The organism is Streptomyces sp. NPDC050658 (genome assembly GCF_044457025.1).
In the GTDB taxonomy this organism is placed as follows: Bacteria; Actinomycetota; Actinomycetes; order Streptomycetales; family Streptomycetaceae; genus Streptomyces.
This window is the reverse complement of sequence record NZ_JBITGM010000012.1, coordinates 17,412-35,268: the sequence shown is the minus strand read 5'-3', so window position 1 is coordinate 35,268 and position 17,857 is coordinate 17,412. Positions and strand designations below refer to the sequence as shown.

General features: G+C 65.7%; 18 protein-coding genes. 12 read left to right on the top strand and 6 right to left on the bottom strand.

The window, feature by feature from the left end; genetic code table 11:
- Positions 1–6: 6 nt before the first annotated feature.
- Both ACIBKX_RS32790 and ACIBKX_RS32785 read right to left on the bottom strand, forming a co-directional pair.
- A complete protein-coding gene (locus tag ACIBKX_RS32790) occupies positions 7–294 on the bottom strand; it encodes a hypothetical protein (protein WP_363276256.1) in 288 nt (95 codons plus the stop codon).
- A gap of 19 nt (positions 295–313) precedes the next feature.
- Positions 314–646: a DUF1360 domain-containing protein gene (locus tag ACIBKX_RS32785; RefSeq protein ID WP_363276257.1), complete on the bottom strand. Its 333-nt coding sequence runs from the start codon at positions 644–646 to the stop codon at positions 314–316.
- A 547-nt stretch (positions 647–1,193) separates the two neighbouring features.
- Here ACIBKX_RS32785 and ACIBKX_RS32780 point away from each other — a divergent pair.
- Complete coding sequence (locus ACIBKX_RS32780) at positions 1,194–1,667, top strand: hypothetical protein (RefSeq protein WP_363276258.1); 474 nt, start codon at positions 1,194–1,196, stop codon at positions 1,665–1,667.
- Positions 1,668–1,850: 183 nt separating this feature from the next.
- On the opposite strand, the gene ACIBKX_RS32775 is transcribed toward ACIBKX_RS32780, so the two are convergent.
- Positions 1,851–2,039, bottom strand: coding sequence for an antitoxin (locus tag ACIBKX_RS32775; protein ID WP_363276259.1), 189 nt, complete (start codon positions 2,037–2,039; stop codon positions 1,851–1,853).
- A 138-nt stretch (positions 2,040–2,177) separates the two neighbouring features.
- Positions 2,178–2,609: a cupin domain-containing protein gene (locus ACIBKX_RS32770; protein ID WP_363276260.1), complete on the bottom strand. Its 432-nt coding sequence runs from the start codon at positions 2,607–2,609 to the stop codon at positions 2,178–2,180.
- Between the two features lie 557 nt (positions 2,610–3,166).
- Between ACIBKX_RS32770 and ACIBKX_RS32765 the strand changes: the two genes are divergently transcribed.
- The 10 genes from ACIBKX_RS32765 (at position 3,167) to ACIBKX_RS32720 (ending at position 13,845) form a co-directional block, all read left to right on the top strand.
- A complete protein-coding gene (locus ACIBKX_RS32765) occupies positions 3,167–4,165 on the top strand; it encodes a hypothetical protein (protein WP_363276261.1) in 999 nt (332 codons plus the stop codon).
- Positions 4,166–4,288: 123 nt separating this feature from the next.
- Positions 4,289–5,335, top strand: a complete 1,047-nt coding sequence (locus ACIBKX_RS32760; protein WP_363276262.1) for a thymidylate synthase — start codon at positions 4,289–4,291, stop codon at positions 5,333–5,335.
- Positions 5,336–5,411: 76 nt separating this feature from the next.
- Positions 5,412–5,876 (top strand): nucleoside 2-deoxyribosyltransferase, encoded by a 465-nt coding sequence (locus ACIBKX_RS32755; RefSeq protein WP_363276263.1) that lies wholly within the window; start codon positions 5,412–5,414, stop codon positions 5,874–5,876.
- On the top strand, positions 5,873–6,745 hold the full coding sequence (locus ACIBKX_RS32750) for a bifunctional hydroxymethylpyrimidine kinase/phosphomethylpyrimidine kinase (protein WP_363276264.1): 873 nt from the start codon (positions 5,873–5,875) through the stop codon (positions 6,743–6,745). Before ACIBKX_RS32755 ends, ACIBKX_RS32750 begins: the two co-directional genes overlap by 4 nt.
- Positions 6,742–7,854, top strand: a complete 1,113-nt coding sequence (locus tag ACIBKX_RS32745; RefSeq protein ID WP_363276265.1) for an FAD-binding oxidoreductase — start codon at positions 6,742–6,744, stop codon at positions 7,852–7,854. Before ACIBKX_RS32750 ends, ACIBKX_RS32745 begins: the two co-directional genes overlap by 4 nt.
- Positions 7,855–7,871: 17 nt before the next feature.
- Positions 7,872–8,606: a hypothetical protein gene (locus ACIBKX_RS32740; protein ID WP_363276266.1), complete on the top strand. Its 735-nt coding sequence runs from the start codon at positions 7,872–7,874 to the stop codon at positions 8,604–8,606.
- Positions 8,607–8,648: 42 nt separating this feature from the next.
- The gene (locus ACIBKX_RS32735) at positions 8,649–9,437 is read left to right on the top strand and encodes a class I SAM-dependent methyltransferase (protein ID WP_363276267.1); all 789 of its coding nucleotides are present in this window, start codon (positions 8,649–8,651) and stop codon (positions 9,435–9,437) included.
- Entirely contained in the window at positions 9,434–10,780 is a 1,347-nt protein-coding gene (locus tag ACIBKX_RS32730) for an amidohydrolase family protein (protein WP_363276268.1), read from the top strand. Before ACIBKX_RS32735 ends, ACIBKX_RS32730 begins: the two co-directional genes overlap by 4 nt.
- Positions 10,781–10,849: 69 nt before the next feature.
- Positions 10,850–11,722 (top strand): HAD hydrolase family protein, encoded by an 873-nt coding sequence (locus ACIBKX_RS32725; protein WP_363276269.1) that lies wholly within the window; start codon positions 10,850–10,852, stop codon positions 11,720–11,722.
- Between the two features lie 812 nt (positions 11,723–12,534).
- Complete coding sequence (locus ACIBKX_RS32720) at positions 12,535–13,845, top strand: hypothetical protein (protein ID WP_363276270.1); 1,311 nt, start codon at positions 12,535–12,537, stop codon at positions 13,843–13,845.
- Between the two features lie 54 nt (positions 13,846–13,899).
- On the opposite strand, the gene ACIBKX_RS32715 is transcribed toward ACIBKX_RS32720, so the two are convergent.
- Together ACIBKX_RS32715 and ACIBKX_RS32710 are read right to left on the bottom strand one after the other, a co-directional pair.
- Positions 13,900–14,436: a phosphoribosyltransferase family protein gene (locus tag ACIBKX_RS32715; RefSeq protein WP_363276271.1), complete on the bottom strand. Its 537-nt coding sequence runs from the start codon at positions 14,434–14,436 to the stop codon at positions 13,900–13,902.
- Positions 14,437–14,776: 340 nt separating this feature from the next.
- Positions 14,777–16,327: a hypothetical protein gene (locus tag ACIBKX_RS32710; protein WP_399376718.1), complete on the bottom strand. Its 1,551-nt coding sequence runs from the start codon at positions 16,325–16,327 to the stop codon at positions 14,777–14,779.
- A 494-nt stretch (positions 16,328–16,821) separates the two neighbouring features.
- Between ACIBKX_RS32710 and ACIBKX_RS32705 the strand changes: the two genes are divergently transcribed.
- Positions 16,822–17,595: a LuxR C-terminal-related transcriptional regulator gene (locus tag ACIBKX_RS32705; RefSeq protein ID WP_363278016.1), complete on the top strand. Its 774-nt coding sequence runs from the start codon at positions 16,822–16,824 to the stop codon at positions 17,593–17,595.
- Positions 17,596–17,857 lie beyond the last annotated feature (262 nt).

The window sequence follows — 17,857 nt, the reverse complement described above, 5'->3', positions numbered from 1 at the left end:
TTCCCTCTAGAACGGAAGTGTCTCCTCACCGGAGAAATACACCGACACGAACTCCTCGTCGGTGTCACGGACAATGCCCAGTGGATGAATGGAACGCTCCTGGCCATTGGGCAGCCGAAGCCGTATGCCGTCCTGCATGTCCAAGTCCAGCACCAGCCGTGATGGAACGCGGTGCAGCACTCCGCCCCACTCGCGCAGCCTGCTGGGATGGAAATCTCCTAAGTGTGCTTCGACGGCGACCTGTTCCTCACCGACTAACAGCAGGACACCGTCGCCAACGTCACGCCTCTCCATGTGCCCAGCATGCACGTGTTCACGCCCAGTCCTGCGAGGCCAGGAGCGCTGCGCCGGCCCACACTGCGAGCCACGTCAGCACGGGGAGAGGAATGGCAACAACCGTTGCGGTGCAGCCCAATACCCCAAGCGAGACCCATGCCGAGGCACACCACGAGCACGTGACCAGGTCCGCGAGCCACTGCGGAGACCAGCGCGCTCGATGCACGGGCACGTCTTGAGCGGGTCCCGCCCAGCCACCGGCCAGTTTGTGTCGCACCCAGAGCAGCGGCGGGAACTGATCCTTGACCACCAGCCGCGTGAGCCGGTACGCGGCGAGGATCATCACGAGCAGGAGCATTGCTGTGTTCATGTCTCACGAACCCTTCTCACACCCGGCCGTGTTCGGTCAGGGACGGCTTCGGCCGACGTCGACGCCAGGTGCCGGCGAAGGAGGGGGCGGCGGAGGCTTCTGTTTACGACAGCCACACATTGATCTCACCTCTTTCGACCCTGCGGTACGGGCTGATCGCCAGCGGGCAGGGGAGTCGAGTCGTGCGCTTGGTGCCTGTTGATATGTCGGCCGTCTTCCTCTCCCCCTCCCACTGATCATTTGCAGTTGGGAGCCGGTGAAGCAGCAGAGAGTGAGGATGGCGGAGCGGTCGGTGACGTACGAGGGTTGAATGCGCATAAAGAGGGGTATGCGAGGAGGCATCGAGATGCCCACGCGGGGCCTCTGTCCTGATTGGCGCCAATTGTTCCGAAGCTGGATTCGCCAGCTGGATTCGTCTGCCGTGCTCCACTGCCTCGGTCGAGGCTCTTGGACCTCAGAAATAACTCGTCCTGAATTCCAGAAAGGAAATGCCGTGTACCTGAGATTAGCTCGCCGCATAGCAATTGTCGGCGCTACCCTGCTCGCTGTGCTGGTGCCTCTCAGCTCGACCAGCCATGCTTCCGCGTCCGAAGAAGCCACACTGGTCACCTGCCTCGGCACTGAGACTGCTACACACGATCCGGGACTGAAACCGCAACCTCAGATGATTCACGCACGGGTCGAAACCACATACCCGACGTGCAGCGACGGTGGCACAGCCACCAGCACGGTGGACGGCACACTGGAGGCCTCTTGCCTCGACCTGCGCATCGCGCAGCTGCCGGAGGTAGTGAACTGGTCGGACGGAACCAGCACACACATCCAGTACGACACCGTCGCCATCAGCACCACGGGCCTTGTCACCGTGGTTGTCGCCGACGGCGAAGCAGTGGCGGGCAAGTACGAAGGCGCGTCGGTCAACAGGGTCGTCGCCATTGCCGACAACGCGCTGCTGGCATGCCTGAGCCCGCAAGGCGTAACGAGCATGAGCGGCAGTTCCAACCTCGTTCTGTCCGGCTGAACTGTTCCGCACGGTCGCGCACTCTGACGACGGTGGCGCGGCCCGGAATTTGACTGCCCGTTGAGCACGGACCGAATGCCGAGCGCCCCGCCCCCTGTTTCTGGGGGCGGGGCGCTCGGTGCTGCGGCAAGGCTGCGGATGGACGGGCCTGGCCAGGGTCGGGACTGGCAGTTCAGACCAGTGCTACTTGCGTGGGGGCTTGTTCTGCTTTCCGGCTAATTGGTCCTTGATTTTCTTCTGGACGGTATCGATCTGGCGGGAGTACTTTCCTTTGGTCTTGCCGTCGACGAAGTCGCCCGCCTTGTCGATTCCCTGTCCGGCCAGTGCCTTGCGGTCCTTGAGAACCTGCTTCAGCTTGTCCATGGCTGACATGGCCATCACCTCTCTGTGTCGCGTTCCGTCCAGGCTCACATCGCGGGACACGGTTCGCATCCGGTGATCAGCCTTCCGCGAGGCAAGTTGCTCGGGCTGTCTGCGTTCTCCGGTATCTCGTCACTCCCAGGGCATGGATCACTGGAAGGAGCAGCCAGGGTTGGGGGCGTCTTCGGACAAGGGTTTCCCGATCGGATTGACGTACGTCACGTCAAGGACGACCGGCGTGGTGCCGCGATTCTGTCCGATGTGTATGTACCCGCTGCCGCTCTCTTCCGTGATGTGGCCCCCGGCCTGGTAGACGCCATCAGCCTGGCAGGCTGAGTTGAAGTGACTCAGGGTGCCTTCCTTGACGGTTCCTGAAACCTGGCCGTCGTGGTAGTGCCAACCGGTGCTTCCCCCGGGCTGGATCGTGATCTCTGCCCGCACGATTTCCCGTGTCGGTGAGATTTCCTTCGAGATGATGGTGGCCGTGACACCGTGGGACGGCGTCGCTTGTGCGGTGCCAGTTGTCAGGGCGAGGCCCGCGAGGATGGCTGTGGCGAGTCCGGCAAAGCTTTTGCTGTTCATCAGTACTTCCATTGGTGAAAGGAGGTGGTCCGTTTTCCGGGGTGTCGAGCGTATGCGCCTGCCTTCTGTGACTGTGCTCTAGAACTGGCACGGCATAAGATCGTGAATCTTGAGGTGCGGTTGCGGACGAATGCCCAAGAATGGGCAAAGTCGGTCACGATGGGCTGGAGATGGCCATAGCGGGGCGCTCCACGATCGCCGGCAGCAACGGAGTCAGGCCGGGAAGTCCCTTCTAGCGACTGCCCGGACGCCGCTTGCTTCGAGGTCCGTCGGCACTGTAAGCCCCCGCTGAGGGCCTGCCCGGTGCACCTCGATCCCGCGCTCCTGATGGCGGGCGGAGTGCTGTGGCCGCCACGCATCATCCTGATCGGCTGAGGCAGTACCCGCATAGGCAATTCACAAATGCGCAAAGTGGCCCGCTCTGCCCGGCATTGGAAAGGCCGGAGTTCTATGCGGCAAGGTTCCGGAGCGCTGTACTGGCGGCACCAGCCTTTTCGCATCGGATGCTTTCCGTCGTTGTCGCGGGGTATCCAGTCGACGCTGAAAAGAGGCAAGGGATGAAGATCCCGGAATCTACGGCGCAGACGATACGTTCCACCGTCGAACGGTACGGACTTCTCGAGGCGGGGCAGCGTGTGGCAGTCGCCTTCTCTGGAGGCAAGGATTCCATTGGTCTCTCGCTATGTCTGCGCGAGCTCGGATATGAGGTGTACCCCGTATCCATTGACATGGGGTACGAAGAGGGGTGGGGGCAGCGGATCGTCCGTTTAGGAAAGTCGATCAATCTTGACGTCCACGTCGTTGAAGTCCGCAGCGCTGCCGCAGGATTGATCCCCGGACCGGAGTACAAGAAGATCCAGCTTCGGCTGGAGGTTCTGAACACCATCAGTGCGGACAAGCCCGGAAAACTCACGCCCTGCACGCACTGTTATAACTCAAAGGTGATCGCTCTTGATAATGCGGTGCGAGCCGCGGATTGCTCGCAGGTCGCCTTCGCGCACCATCTCACGGATTCCTGTGCGTCTTTGTTGAAGGAAAGTCTGCTACGGATCGACCGTCATAGTCGTGGTCATACTCGCTATGACAGGGCCAATTTTGAGATGCTGATCGACGATCTGACGAAGGAAGCAGTCGAATTTTCTGGAAAGCCGGGGCCGGTCCTCGCGCAGATCGAACAGCTGGTTCAGTCCGGCCAAGTGGACACGGACGAGCCGCCACGGCAGCCGTTGCGCACCGACCGTGCGGGTGTGGAGATCGTGCGTCCTCTTTTCAGCGTCTGGGAAGAGGAACTGACTCGCCTGACCAGTGCCGCCGGCGTGACTCCCGAGGGGTCAGGTTGTGGTCATGGTGCAACCCTGAACACGCAGACACCCAGAGAAATGGTGCACCATCGAATCTTGCGCGATGCGTCACCGAATTTTCGTGATTTCCTCGCCGGGCTCGTGGAATCCAGCTTGACCAGTGAGGGGCATGCACCGCGCAGGGCGCGGTACCGGCGTGTCGAAGACCTGGGCGAGGAATACAGGACGGCACCGCCGGTCAGCGACAAGCTGTGAACAGCTCCGAGTACGAGACATTCTGTGACAGCTGCCGCGGTAAGAAAGCTGTGTAGGAGGGACGGTCCGATGCCCGACTCAGGAAAAAGGCTCAATGGTGAACTCCGGAATGCTAGGAAAACCATGGCATCCTCACTCGGCGACCTCGTGGAACGTAATCACCACGTGTTTCCGGGATTTCAAGACGCTTACCTGTGCCACCTTGAGTCGCTGAGGACGCGTGGAATCGAAGTGAGCGGTTCTCGGGGCACGTCCAGCCTGGAGCACCTGTCGCAGGTTTTCCGCATCGCCAACCCGCGTCGAAGGCTGATCACCTGCCCTGCCCGCAAGGCGAATCTCGCCTTCTGTTTCGGCGAAGTGCTCTGGTATCTGGCCGGTCGCGACGACAGGGAAACCCTGGAGTATTACGCGCCGTCGATAGGCAGGTTCTACTACACGCCGTCCAGAGCAGAGGGAGCAGCCGGGACGGCGCTGGTCGGTACGGGCTACGGACCGAGCATCTTCGGGCCTGTAAAAGGCGTCTCCAGCCAGTGGGACGGCGTCGTCGCGGCGCTGCGGGAAGACATGGGGAGCAAGCGCGCGTTCATTGTGATCGCGAGGCCGGAAGAGGACCGCTCCCTGGCCAACCCAGACGTCTCGTGCACCATGGCCCTGCAGTTTCTGCTGCGACCGGACGGTCTGCACATGGTCACGTATATGCGCGCCGTTGATGCCTATTTCGGCTGCGTCACGGATGTGTTCAGCTTCACCTTCCTTCAGGAACTTCTGGCCCGACAACTGGGGGTTCCGCTGGGCACGTACACACATTTCATCGGCTCCCACCACTTGTTTGGCAAGGATTATCGGCGTGCAGATGTGCTGCTGTCACAGCGTAATCTCGCCGTTGAGATCAGCGATCGCATGCCTGCCATGCCGACCGGGGACAACTGGGCCTATGTGCACGAGGTGATGCAGATCGAGGAACAGTTGCGCACCAACCGGCTCAGGCTGGGTTCAACCAGTCTGTCAGGCTTGGGACTTCCGCTTTTCTGGACACACGTGGTGGCGGTTCTGGAGCTATACCGGCAGACACGATTCGGGATGACAGGAAGCGTCCGCGAACTATCAGAAATGCTGCCCAACAATTACCGGGTCATGATGTACAACCGCTTCCCGGCTCTGCGGCATTGATATCCATAAACCCTGGCCGGATCAATTGATATGCCGTCGGAGCGATGGCTGTCGCTCATTGGAACGGGGGAGTGTCATGAGGACTGTTTTCGTTGGAGGCCCGTTCAAGGCCCTCATCGATTCCGATACCGGGGTCATCCCCGAGAGGAGCAGAGCCCGGTTCCTGACGATCATCGAATTTTTTGAGGGGAAGGGCTGGGCGGTGCTCAGCGGCCACCGAGAGGAGGAGTGGGGAGCGACTGTCGCGACCTCCGACGTGTGCACCGGGCGGGACTGGCGCTGGATGCATCAGTGCGACTTGTTTGTCGCCTTCCCCGGGGATCCGGTGTCGCCGGGAACGCACGTCGAGTTGGGATGGGCCAGCGCACTGGGACGGCCCGTCATCGTGGTGACCGACCCCGGGCAGCGCGTCGCTGACCTGGTCCTGGGGCTTGGCGAGGTGACCGACGTCCAGTACCTGGAGTGGTGTGAGCCGACCGTGCTGAAAGACCTGGCCAAACTGGTGGATGCGGCGCCGGTCGTTGAACGGGGCAGTTCGTGACGGCAGAGGGCGACCGCACTCACACCTTTGTCACCATCGGTTCCTCGGATTCCAGCGGTGGCGCGGGGGTCGCCGCCGACATCAAGGCGTTCACTTCGGTCGGAGCCCACGCGGCGTACGTGCTCACCGCCGTCACCGCGCAGAACACGGTGGCCGTGCGGGCGTATCACCCGCTTCCCCTGTGGCTCGTGGAGGCACAACTCGACTCCATTGCCGAGGACATGGAGATCGACGCGATGAAGGTGGGCGTGGTCGGGGACGACGCCCTCGCGGCGCTCCTGGCCCGCCGCCTGCCGGATTTCGCGGCCCAGGGTGTGCCCATCGTCGTGGACCCGGTCATGGTCACCGCGGGCGGCATGGAGCTGGGCGGGAGCGGGGGAGCCGTCCAGATTCTGCGGGAGTCGCTGCTCGCCACCGCCACCGTGGTGACACCCAATCTGAGCGAGGCCCGGGTCATCACCGCGTCCACCGGCCGTAGCTCACCCCAGGAACTCGCTGAGGGCATCGTCGCTCTGGGCGCCCAAGCAGTGGTGCTCACCGATGCCTTTGCGCCTGACAGTGCCATGGACTGGCTGCAAATCGGAGCAAAAGGGACTCCGATCGGAGGAGGGTCGCGCTCGTCCTCAAGAACCGATCATGGTGCGGGATGCATGCACTCCGCCCTCGTGGCCGCGTGTCTCGGCCAAGGCTTTTCCGTGGAGCAGGCAGCGGACGAAGCCCATCGCAGGGTGTATGCCGCGATCATGAGCAGTTCTACAACGGTGGGGCAGGGCCACCACCCTGTCGCCATCTCCCTGGTGCCGAACACCGCATCGTCCAGGTCCAGCCTCCCTCACCCCACTTCATCCCGGACATCGGGCCCGGCATGAGGACCGAGGTGGTCGTCATCGGCGCGGGAGTGGTCGGACTCTCCCTCGCCCTGGGGTTACGCCTCGCGGGACGTCAGGTGACGGTGCTCGAAGGCGAAGCCTGCGGCGCCGGGGCATCCGGCCGGGCCCAGGGGCAGTTGGTCATGCCTTTCGACGAGAGAGTGCGCCCGCTGTTCGACAGCAGCGTCGAGGAGTACCGGATGCTGCACGCCGGGGCCGGCCGGGCGGACGACTTCGAAGCGGGGCAGATCGGGCACCTCGTTCTGACCCGGGACCCGGAGGCCGACCTGTCCGCCTCGCACCCCGACGCCGCGCAGCTCCTGGACCAGGAGACGGTGCGCACCCTCGAGCCCGAGGTGACGTCGAGCGTCATGTCAGCCGCCTGGTATCCCCGGGCCTGGCGCGTCAACCCCCGCGTGGTCACCGCCCTTTACGCCAACGCATGCCGGGCAGCAGGCGTCAATCTCCTGGAACAGCACTACGTCGCAGCGCTGGACCGCAGAGGCTACGTATGGCGAATCCTGACCAGCCGTGGGCAGACCGAGGCACCCACCGTCGTGATCGCCGCGGGAGCCGGCTCCGCCGACCTGGCCGCCCAAGCGGGCGTAAGGCTGCTCCTCCATGGCGTGGGCGGCACGGTGCTGCGCACGGTCCCCACCATGCTCACGCTGCGGCACATCTTGTCCGAAGCCACCAGCGGTACGGACGCCACGTGGACAACCCCCTCCGTCAGCCCAGGAATTCCGCCCCGTGTCGACCACGTCAGGTTCATGGCGCACACCACCGGCACGGGACAGATCGTCCTCGGCAGCTCCTGGAGCCCTCCCGACATCCGCGAGCCCGCACCGATCAGGCCCATGCTGGAACACGCAGTGCGCATGGTGCCCGCGATGGGAGGCATCCCCATCGCGGCCCGCTCCCATGGATTCAGACCCTGTACGCCCGACGGCCTGCCCTACATCGGCCAGATCGCCGAAGGGCTGTTCACGTGTTGCGGACACGGCGGGGCCGGCTTCATCGCGGGTCCCGGTTCCACGATCCTGCTGGTCCAACTCATGCTGGGAATACCGACGTTCATCGATCCCACTCCCTTTGACCCCCACCGCTAGCACGGGGAGGACAAGCCATGCACGACATCCTTGACGAGTTCCGCGCCTTCGCGGCCCCCGTGTGGACGCTCTACGAACGGCATCCATGGATCGAGGCGCTGGCCGAGGGCACCCTGACCACGGCCCAGTTCGTGCGCTTCCAGATCGAGGACCGTGCCCACGTCGTCGACTACAACCGGGTCCTGGCCCTGGGCATCGCGCGGGCGGGCCCGGCGGAGCCATGGGCCGACACCGCCGCGGCCATCCTCAGCGGACAATCGACCGGCCAGGAACTCGCAGAGAAGGAGGCACTCATCGCGGAACTCGGCGGTACCAGCGATCAGGTGCCCGACCGTTGGTCCTGCTCACCGGCGCGCGAGGGCTACGTCAACCATCTCGTGCGTACGGCCCACGAGGGCGACCTGCTCGACATCGCCACGGCGCTCTACCCCTGTTCGCTCTTCACCCAAGTCATCGGCGCCCGGCTGCGCGACGTCGACGTACCGGGTCCCGAACCTTTCGGTCGCTGGGCAGCCGTCTATACCCGAAGCACACGCACGCAGATGTGCAGCCAGCACGCGCGCGTCATCGTCGAGGCGGCCGGCTCCATCGCCCCCGCCCGTCGCGCCGTACTCGCCCGGATCTATCGACGCAGTCTCGAACACCAAGTCCGCGTGTTCGACGCGGCGTTCACCGGCGAAGACGGGTGGCCCGGAAGCGAGAGGCCGCTCGATCAGAAACCATGCACGTCGGCGCGGCACTCGACGGGCTGATCCCAGAAACGCCAAGACGATCATCGACGGACGGACATCGCGATGCCTCACCCCGAGTCCCTCGTTTACGGCGACGACCTCGCCGCGGTCTACGACCGCATCCCCGCGATCGGAGATCCCGGCGACACCGACGCCTGCGTAACGTTCCTCGGTTCGCTGGCCGGCGCCGGGCCCGTCCTGGAACTCGCCGTCGGAACCGGCCGCGTCGCTCTGCCGCTGGTCGAGCGGGGATTCGACGTGACAGGCGTAGACGCCTCCATGGCCATGGTGAGGATGCTCAGAGCCAAGCCGGGTGGATCGTCGGTCACGGTCGTACTCAGCGATCTGGCGAAGTTCACCACCACCGGCACCTTCCCACTCGCCTTCATCGTCTTCGACTCGATCGCCTTGCTCACCACTCAGGAAGAACAGATCCAGTGCTTCCGGCGAACCGCGGACGCGCTCGCCGCCGGCGGCCTCTTCGCCGTCCACGCCTACGTACCCCGGGCAGGCGGTCACTCGGACAGCATGAGGACTCTCTCGGTCCAGGACGGTCGCATCGTCGTTCAAGCCAGCCGGCACGACCCCACCGAGCAGCGGCTCCACTCGTCCTTCATCGTCTTCGAGAACGGCAAGGTGTCCCTTCACTCCCTGCCACTGCGCTACCTCTACCCCTCGGAGATGGACCTGATGGCCCGTCTGGCAGGCCTCCGCCTGCACCAGCGATGGGGTGGATGGCAGCACGAGCCCTTCACCTGCGACAGCAGTCAGTACGTATCGCTGTACGTGAAGGAAGGGGTGCCCGCGAAGGAAGGCGGGTCCGTGAAGGAAGGCTGGGGGACAACGGTGTGAACGATGTGCCGCCCGAACTGCTGATCAGGAACGCCCGTACCACGTCATCGTCCGAACTCGTTGACGTCGCCGTCCGGGCCGGCCGCTTCATCACGGTCGGCGGGAACCCGCCGCAGTTGACGCCGAGCACCCGCGTCATCGATGTCGGCGGCCGACTCGTCTGCCCTCCCTTCACCGACGCACACATGCATCTCGACTCCGCGTTGACGTGCGGCCGGCCACGGCACAATCGCTCCGGAGATCTTCAGGAAGGAATCGAGATCTGGGCCGAGCGCCGGGCCACCCTCACCGAGAACGAGGTCCACGCCAACGGGTCGCTCGTCATGAACTGGATGGCCGCTCACGGTATCGGGCACCTGCGTTGCCATGTCGACGTCTCGGACCCTGATTTCATCGCTCTGCGTGCGCTGATGCGCCTGCGGGAACAGAGCCGCGACGTATGCACGATCGAGCTGGTCGCGTTCCCCCAGGACGGTGTGTTCACCCACCGGGACGGAAAGCGGATTCTGACGCGTGCCGTCGAACTCGGCTGCGACGCCGTGGGCGGGGCCCCTCACCTCGAAAACAGCCGGGACGACGGCCTGGCCGCCGTCCGCCACGCCTTCGACCTCGCTCAAGAGCACGGCATCGCCGTGGACCTGCACTGCGACGAGACCGACGATCCACACAGCCGCCAGTTGGAAATCATCATCGCCGAGACGGAGAAGCGTGACTGGGGCGGCAGAGTCTGCGCCAGCCACTGCACCGCCATGGCGGCCTATCATCCCGGCTACCGCGGTCAGCTGGCCCGAAGGGCCGCTGCCATCGGCGTCGGTCTCACCTTGAGCCCCATGGTCAACGCGCTCCTGCAGGGTCACCATGACTCCAACCCCCGCCGCGGTCTTGCCCCGCTCAAAGAGCTCCAGGCGGCCGGGGTCTGTCTTGGCATCGGTCACGACTCGATCCTGGACCCATGGTGTTCCTTGGGATCCGGCAACATGCTCCAGCTGCTGCAGACCACCGCCGTATTGGCGCACATGGCCACCCCGGACGAGCTGACCACACTCCTGGAAATCGCCACGCGCTCGGCGGCCACACTCGTCAGAACTCCCGGGTACGGCATCCGGCCCGGCAACCCGGCCAGCTTCGTCATCCTGGACAGCCCTACCGCTCAGGAGGCCGTCCGACTCGCCCGCGCTCCCCGGTACGTCTTCAGGAACGGAACCGAGACCTACAGAACCGAACCGCAGATGACCACGCTGAAGGCGGTGACGCCGGGCGCACCACCTGTTCGTTTCGAGGACCCGTCGCACACGCTCGGCGCGCTCGTCGACTCGGCAGATGGTCGGGGCGGGTCCACCTGACAACTTGGTATGTGTCGCGGTTTCCGGACCCCGTGTCATCGATGGGCGAGTGCAGGGAGGTTGGCAGTGATGAAGAGTTCTCCGGCGGTCCTCTTCGACCAGACGGAAGGCGATGCCGACCCTCGTGCTCGCAGTCCACTGGTACGGGACGGCTGGAAGCCTGGGCTCTTGGCCCTGGATGTCGACGGAACGTTGGTGGCGGCTGGGGGACAGATCAGCGACCGGGTCCGGAACGGTGTTCTTGAAGCGCGTCGGCAAGGCGCGACCGTTGTGATGACCACAGGGCGTTCTCTGCCGGAGGCATCGATGGTCCTGGATTCCTTGGGGATGGATACCGGTTACCTGATATGCAGCAATGGATCTGTTACGGCGGAATATCCATCGCTGCGTGTTATCTCTGAGTTCACGTTTTCCGCCCGGAGCGTGGTCGAACTGCTTCTGGCCGAGCTGCCCACGGCACTGATCGCGGCTGACGACCCGAGATCAGGCGGCTATGTGGTGTCGGGGCTCTTCCCGGAGGGTGAGCTATTGGTGGCGCAGCGCGTGGCCCCGCTCCGGGATCTGTTGAGCGCACCCGTGTGCCGAGTCATCGTGCGGGATCCGCACAGATCTGCCGACGACTTCCTCCGCATCTTGCGGGGCCGGATGCTGGACGGTGTCTCTTACGCGGTGGGGTACACGGGGTGGCTGGATCTGACACCGCGAGGCGTCACCAAGGCGTCGGCTCTGTCCGCACTGGCGTCCACCCTCGCCCTGGGCAGCCGGGACTGCCTGGCCATCGGGGATGGCCGGAACGACAAGGAGATGCTCGCTTGGGCGGGGCGTGGGGTCGCGATGGGGCAGGCCCCTGACGAGGTGAAGGATGCGGCGGATGCGGTCATCGGGCCGGTGACGAAAGACGGCGTTGCTCAGGAGCTGGCGCTGTGGTTCTCAGACGGCTGAGTGTGAACTGAACCTCTGGGACAGAAACAACACGGCTGAGGGGCTGGATCCAGCCGCGCTCGGCGGCGATGTCGCGAGGACCCGCCGAGTGAAGGATGTTGAGGCTGTTTCACACGAATCCACGTGGGGCGCCGTGCTCCTGGTAGGTGGCGTTGAGCAGATTGAGGTAGCCGCTCCAGGAGAGGCTGCGGTGTCTGAATCTCGATCCTCGGACAGGGGCATATGCCAGCAGAACGGGCGGGATTTCACCGCCGGAGCGCACTCGCTCGGGTCGCGTACGGGAAGTGAGGGCGTGGCATCGGCTGCCGATTCTCCCCGGTAACGCGCCCGAAGGCCGGTAACCCATGGTCCATGTGCCGTGGACCATGGCCGGTTCCCGGTCTTGTCGCATCAAGCCACCCATGGCACGGTGCCACTTGCGAAGGCACAAACTCTGCGGTGTCGGTCCGGCAATCTGCAGTCGGGGTGTCAGTCCAGCACCGCTACCTCATCATCCGGTGCCCGCACTGGTGAGGCTGTGACAAGGGACAGGTGGATCTCCGGCGCACGCAACGCACGTTTGCAAGAAATCATGTCGGCAGCTGAATTGAAGCCCGCGACGGGTACACCCGGTACTCGCGCAATGACCCGAGCACGGGCTGCCGCTGGCTTGCGATGGCATCACCCTGCGAGGCACTGACAATGCTTCCAATTCGCACCACTGCCTTGGAACAGGCTTGCGGCCAGCGAGCGTCCCATGACTTTCCTCTCGGCTGGCAGCTGGCGGTGCGGTCGAGGAGGGGACGAGCTTGTCCCGAGAGAACACACACCTCGTGACATTGACGCTGGCGGCCGGGCTGAACCCGACGCAGCTGGCACGTGCCCTGCGCTCGCTCGCCGCTGAACAGGGCCTGTCCCTGTCGTGCGACCCCACCACGGTGCGGCGCTGGCTGGCCGGCACTCAACCCAGGCCACCCGCCCCCGCCCTGCTTCTGGAGTGCCTGTCCCGCCGCCTCGGCCGCCCGGTCTCCGCCAAGGAAGCCGGCCTCACCCACACCCCGGCCGTGGCCGTGGATCCCGCGTGGGAGGCAGATCCCTTGCGCAATCTGGCTCGGCTCACCGGGTTCGAGCTCGACCCAGCCCGCCAGTCGCTGCTGGGAGCGAACGGTTTCAGCCTTGCCGCGACAGTGGTGCCCGATCAGATCACATTCACTCCTGCACCAGTGCAGCCTGCATCGGAAGGACCTCTGCCCGCGCCACCCCTGCCGGCCGTGACAGATGGGTGGCACGGCATGGCACAGGTGTTTCATGCGGCGGCCGAGCAGTATGGCGGGGAGCTGGTCAGGGCAGCCCTGGCCGCGTTCCTCGCACACCGCGTCATCCCCGTCCTGCACTCCCAGGTACACGATCGCAACCGTCAAGCCGTACTGTCGGCAGCCGCTCAACTCACGCTGCTGTTGGGCAACATGAGCGTGGACTGCGGCCACGACAGAACCGCCCAGCATTACCACCGCATCGCCGCCCGGCTCGCCGCCGACGCCGGCGATCCCGCCACCCTTGCCATCGCCCTGCGCACCATGGCAACGCACGCCTACCAGCTGGGCCACCACACGCCGGCCGTACTGCGTCTGAGCGAACAGGCCGTCACTCACGCCCACGCCGCCCCCTCCGCGGTCCAGGCCTACGCACAGGCTCACTACGCGGTGCTGCTGTCCTACTACGACCGGAGCGCCGCCTTGAGCACCCTCGCGAGCGCCGAACGCCTCCACGCCCGAGCCGACGCCGCTCCCGGCCCCTTCACCGCGTACCCCGTCGGCGCTCTGTACTACCAACGGGCTCAGGCACTCAGCATCCTCGGCGATCAGCCCGGCTCCATGAATGCCCTGAACACCTCCTTGCGGCTCCGTACGGCGGCCGAATACCGTGCCGCGGGCCTCACCCGCGCCAAACTCGCCGAAATCCATTTCAGTATCGGCCACCTCGAACAGGCCCTGGCCCACTGGCAGGCCTTTCTCAACGCCTATCCAGTCATCGGCCCCGCCCGTGCCACGCGTCACCTGCAGACCATGCGAAGGCAGCTACGACATTACCCGGGCCACCAGGCCGCCAGCCAGCTGCTGGCGCAGGCGAACCTACTCGGCTGAAGGCGTAAGCAGCCCCCTGCCGTAAGGCCGTAAGTCGGTAAGTCGATATACCTGCTAAGAGTGCTGAACCCTCAGGTCATGGTCGGTGTAAAGCCGGAGGAACGGCACACCGAGTGTTCGCGCGGCGTCGGGGTTCCTGCAGTCGACCACAGCCGCCACCGCGACCACGTACGCGCCCGCCGCTTGCGCGGCGTCGACGGCTGCTCTGGCCGAGCGGCCGGTGTCGCAGACGTCGTCGACGACCACTACCCGCCGACGCGCCAGATCGGGGCCTTCGATCAGGCGTCTGTGGCCGTACGGTTTGGGGCGTTCGCGGACGACGAACGCGTCCAGGCCGCGGCCCCGGTCGCGGGCGACGTGTGCCATGGCGCAGGAGAGGGCCACAGCACCCAGTGCGGGACCACCGACGGCTTCGTAGTCCAGGTGCTCGGTCAGATCAAGCATCGCGTCGGCCAGCGGCCCCGCCCACTGACCGGACAGGGTGACCGTGCGGAGGTCGACGTTGTAGCTGCTCCGTAGACCAGTGGCGCTGAGGAAGTTCCCATAGAACACGCAGTGGTATCTGATGTGGGAGAGCAGCGGGTCTGTCATCGTGCCGTCCTCTCTGGCGGTCCCCCCCCGGCCGCGCGGGCCCAGAAGCGGCGGAGGCCGAACTGGCCGCCGTCCGGAAGAGGATCCGCGTACGGGAGAGGGAATCCGGCGCTGCGCACGGTGGCCCCTCGGACGCCCGCCGAGCCCCGCGACGGCGGCGGGAGCAGCCTCCACCATAGGCGCGTGTCGCCTGCGGCAGCGATCCATCGGGCCGACCGGGTTCCGGCTTCGCCGACAGCAGGGCACGCGCCCCTGGTTCCGTCTCCCCAGGAGGATGACCGGACCTTCAATGAAGTGATGTCCAGGACCGTCACCGAGCGACTCGGCGGCGTTGGCGCAATCAGCTGATCCGGACGGCCCCCTTACCACCGGCACTGCCGGGGGAGCCACCGGTCCCAATGCCCTCGGGCACGCATGCGCCGCCGGGGGTAGCACCATTGCCCAGATCGACGAAAGCGTCGGTCGGCGCCACGCTCAGCCCTTGACTGCCCCCGCCCCCGCCGCCTCCGCCGCCGATGTATCCGCCGCCGCCTCCGCCGCCGGCACTCGCGCAGCCAAGGCCGTTGCCGCCCTGCAGAGCGCCATAGCCACCGCCGCCCCCTCCGCCTCCGCCACCGCCGGCACCACCGTTGCCTGCCCCGCCGCCCGCAGCGCAGCTGCCGGCGCCGGCACCAGCACCTCCGTTGCCGAAGTTGCCGGTACCTCCACCACCGCTTCCACCAGTGCCGTCGGCCCCACCGTCAGCGCCACCGGCGCCGCCATTCAGAACCCCTCCTCCACCCCCAGTGCCGCCGGTACCGCCGGTACTACCGGCGCCACCCCCTGAGCCACCCTGCCCTCCACCATCGCTCCCCTGACCGTTGGCATTGCCTCCGGTGCCACCCATGGTGCTGTTCTCTCCGGTGCCTCCCCCGCCACCGGCACCGCCACCCCCACCTGCGACGAGGACGAAGTCTCCTCCGGACTTGTAGTACGTACAGTCACCAGGGGCTCCGACATGAAAGGGGACTTGCGCGTTCCCTGTGACCGAAAGAACGTGCCTGATGTAGCCACCAGCACCACCGGTACCACCAGGACCACCAGAACCCCCGTTACCGCCACCACACCCTCCGGGGCCCCAGAGTTCGAGGGTGATGCTGTCCACGCCCTCGGGGACGGTGTAGGTCTGGTCGCCGGAGTCGGTGAAGAGGAAGATGGTCGGGGTTTCGGTGCTGAGGGTGAAGGGGCACCAGGCGTTGGTGCCCGCGCCGAAGGAGCCGTTGTCCTGGGACTGGCCGTTCTGCTCGCTGTCTGTCGTCAGGATTTGGGTGGTGGCCCAGAAGGGGGTTCCGGCGGTGGTGAGTGCGGTGGCGAGTTGGCTGGGCAGTCCGTCGAGTTTCCAGGCGGTGTTGATGGCGACCGGTGGGTTCTGGTCCTGGTCGTAGGTGTCGGCGTCGACGGAGACGCAGTTGGTGGTGTCGTGGTCGAAGAACCAGATCTTGCCGGAGCCGCCGTCCTTGGGTGAATAGAGTGCGGCCCGGATCCGGTTGAAGGCGAAGGCGGGGTTGTTGTCGGAGCTGCCGAACACCTGGGCGATGGGCTGTGCGTAAGTATCCGTGCCTTTATCTTTGTACGTCGGCTGCTGGATGGACATCTTGCGTACGAGGCCGCCCTGGCACAGGTAGACCACCTCCGGGTTGTCCAGGCAGAGTGCGGCGTCCAGGGGCCGGCTGCCGTCCAGGCTCGCACCACCGCTGGCGGTGAACGGGTCGACGTTGAAGAGGTCCGTGAGCGTGCCCGACTCTGCCGGGGCGTCGCCCCACCAGGGTTTGCCTTTGGACGGGTCCCAGGCGTACCGGTCGTAGGTGTGCTGGCCGTTCGCCTTGTACAGGCCGAAGAGGCTGGCTTCCACCGTTTGGACGTCCTGACCCCACGGAATATGCGCGGGTGCGGAGAAGACTGCGTCATACGCTTGCATCGCAAGGTGCCCTTTCGAGGTATGTGAACGTCCTGACAGCCAGGACCCCGCCCAGTCGTATGTCGCTGCCACACGTCCATCCCCTCGCCATCGCAGGAGAAGCCCGGCCCGGCACGGAGGGATCCGGATCTCTGCCTCCCTCGGCGCTGCGAGACCTGGCAGGGGACGCACCCGGGGCTGCCCGAAGGCGATGAGTACCAAGGCCGACCGGTCCGCCACGAAACGTCTCACCCGCTCCGGCGAGTGGTTCCTCGAAACCCGCATGGCCTACGGCCGTTGGTCAAGTGGCGGAGTCTCACGGAGACCGCCGAGGAGGGCCTGAGCTTGTTCCCGCGGGACACCGAGGCCCGGCAGAGGCCCTCTTCTTCCGCCGTGTGCGTGCGACGACCCCGTACGCAGCCGAGGCCAAGTACACCCCCGGAGCAGTTGTGACGATCACCCGCTATCGCAAGAAACCCATCGAGGTCGACACCATCCGGTGGACCGGCGACAACGCCATGGAAGTCGCCGCCTTCACCGGGTCCGAGAACTTCATGACCTTCGACGCCGAGCAGTGCGCCGAGGATCCTGAGGCGACCGCTGCCGTCTACGACGAGCAGCACTGGACCTGGGTGCTCGTCTACACCGGCCAGCACATCGTGCGCGGCGTGCGCGGCGAGTTATATCCCCTCGCGGTGGACGCCTTAACCGAGGCGTACGAGGCCGCGGACCATACGCAGAGCCCACCGAGCTGCGCCCACTGTCAGCCTGTGACACCGGACGACATCACAGTCATCGCCGGGTTGGCCCGAGGCCACGCACTCGGTCGAATCTGTGAGGACCTCAGCAAGTCACCACGCGCCACACGCCGCCGACTCCGCCAACTCGCCGACCGGCTCGGCCTCACCGGGCACCCACGACCCCAACTCGTTGACTATGCCTACCGGAACGGGCACCTCGACGGCCTCGCCCCCGAACCGCGGCCGCCCATCGACGAGCTGCCGGGCCGGCTCGCACAAACCCTCGACGCGCTCGCGCGCGGGCTCACCATCGATGAGACAGCGCGAGAGATGGGCATCAGTCCCGACACCGCCAGGGCCCACCGCCGGCGCCTGTATACCCTGCTGGAGGCGCGAACACGTACCCATGCGGTCGCCCTTGGCTGGCAACTCGGGCTCCTCGGCCGCGCCCCCTCGCCCCATGCGAGGCGGGCTCCCAGATGATCGGCGACATCATCCAGGTCGCCGGCCTCGTCGCCCTCTGCTCCACCGCCTGGGTCGCCGCGCTCGGCGCGGTGCTCGCCCTCGGCGTGGCCCTCACTGTCGCCGGGACCATCCACGCCCGTCGCAGGAGCGGCACATGGCCGCTGCCGCCGAGCAGCTCTGTCTCGCCTGGCGACCCGACTGGCCAGACGCCTGCCTCGTTGATGACGAGCCGCACTTCCCACCAGGCCTCCGCGGCCGATGCTTCCCCACCAGCGACCAG

Bases quoted from the DNA above. Each gene is read 5' to 3' on its own strand.
- ACIBKX_RS32790 (WP_363276256.1), bottom strand. From the start codon at position 294: ATGGAGAGGCGTGACGTTGGCGACGGTGTCCTGCTGTTAGTCGGTGAG.
- ACIBKX_RS32785 (WP_363276257.1), bottom strand. From the start codon at position 646: ATGAACACAGCAATGCTCCTGCTCGTGATGATCCTCGCCGCGTACCGG.
- ACIBKX_RS32775 (WP_363276259.1), bottom strand. From the start codon at position 2,039: ATGTCAGCCATGGACAAGCTGAAGCAGGTTCTCAAGGACCGCAAGGCA.
- ACIBKX_RS32770 (WP_363276260.1), bottom strand. From the start codon at position 2,609: ATGAACAGCAAAAGCTTTGCCGGACTCGCCACAGCCATCCTCGCGGGC.
- ACIBKX_RS32765 (WP_363276261.1), top strand. From the start codon at position 3,167: ATGAAGATCCCGGAATCTACGGCGCAGACGATACGTTCCACCGTCGAA.
- ACIBKX_RS32760 (WP_363276262.1), top strand. From the start codon at position 4,289: ATGGCATCCTCACTCGGCGACCTCGTGGAACGTAATCACCACGTGTTT.
- ACIBKX_RS32755 (WP_363276263.1), top strand. From the start codon at position 5,412: ATGAGGACTGTTTTCGTTGGAGGCCCGTTCAAGGCCCTCATCGATTCC.
- ACIBKX_RS32745 (WP_363276265.1), top strand. From the start codon at position 6,742: ATGAGGACCGAGGTGGTCGTCATCGGCGCGGGAGTGGTCGGACTCTCC.
- ACIBKX_RS32740 (WP_363276266.1), top strand. From the start codon at position 7,872: ATGCACGACATCCTTGACGAGTTCCGCGCCTTCGCGGCCCCCGTGTGG.
- ACIBKX_RS32735 (WP_363276267.1), top strand. From the start codon at position 8,649: ATGCCTCACCCCGAGTCCCTCGTTTACGGCGACGACCTCGCCGCGGTC.
- ACIBKX_RS32725 (WP_363276269.1), top strand. From the start codon at position 10,850: ATGAAGAGTTCTCCGGCGGTCCTCTTCGACCAGACGGAAGGCGATGCC.
- ACIBKX_RS32715 (WP_363276271.1), bottom strand. From the start codon at position 14,436: ATGACAGACCCGCTGCTCTCCCACATCAGATACCACTGCGTGTTCTAT.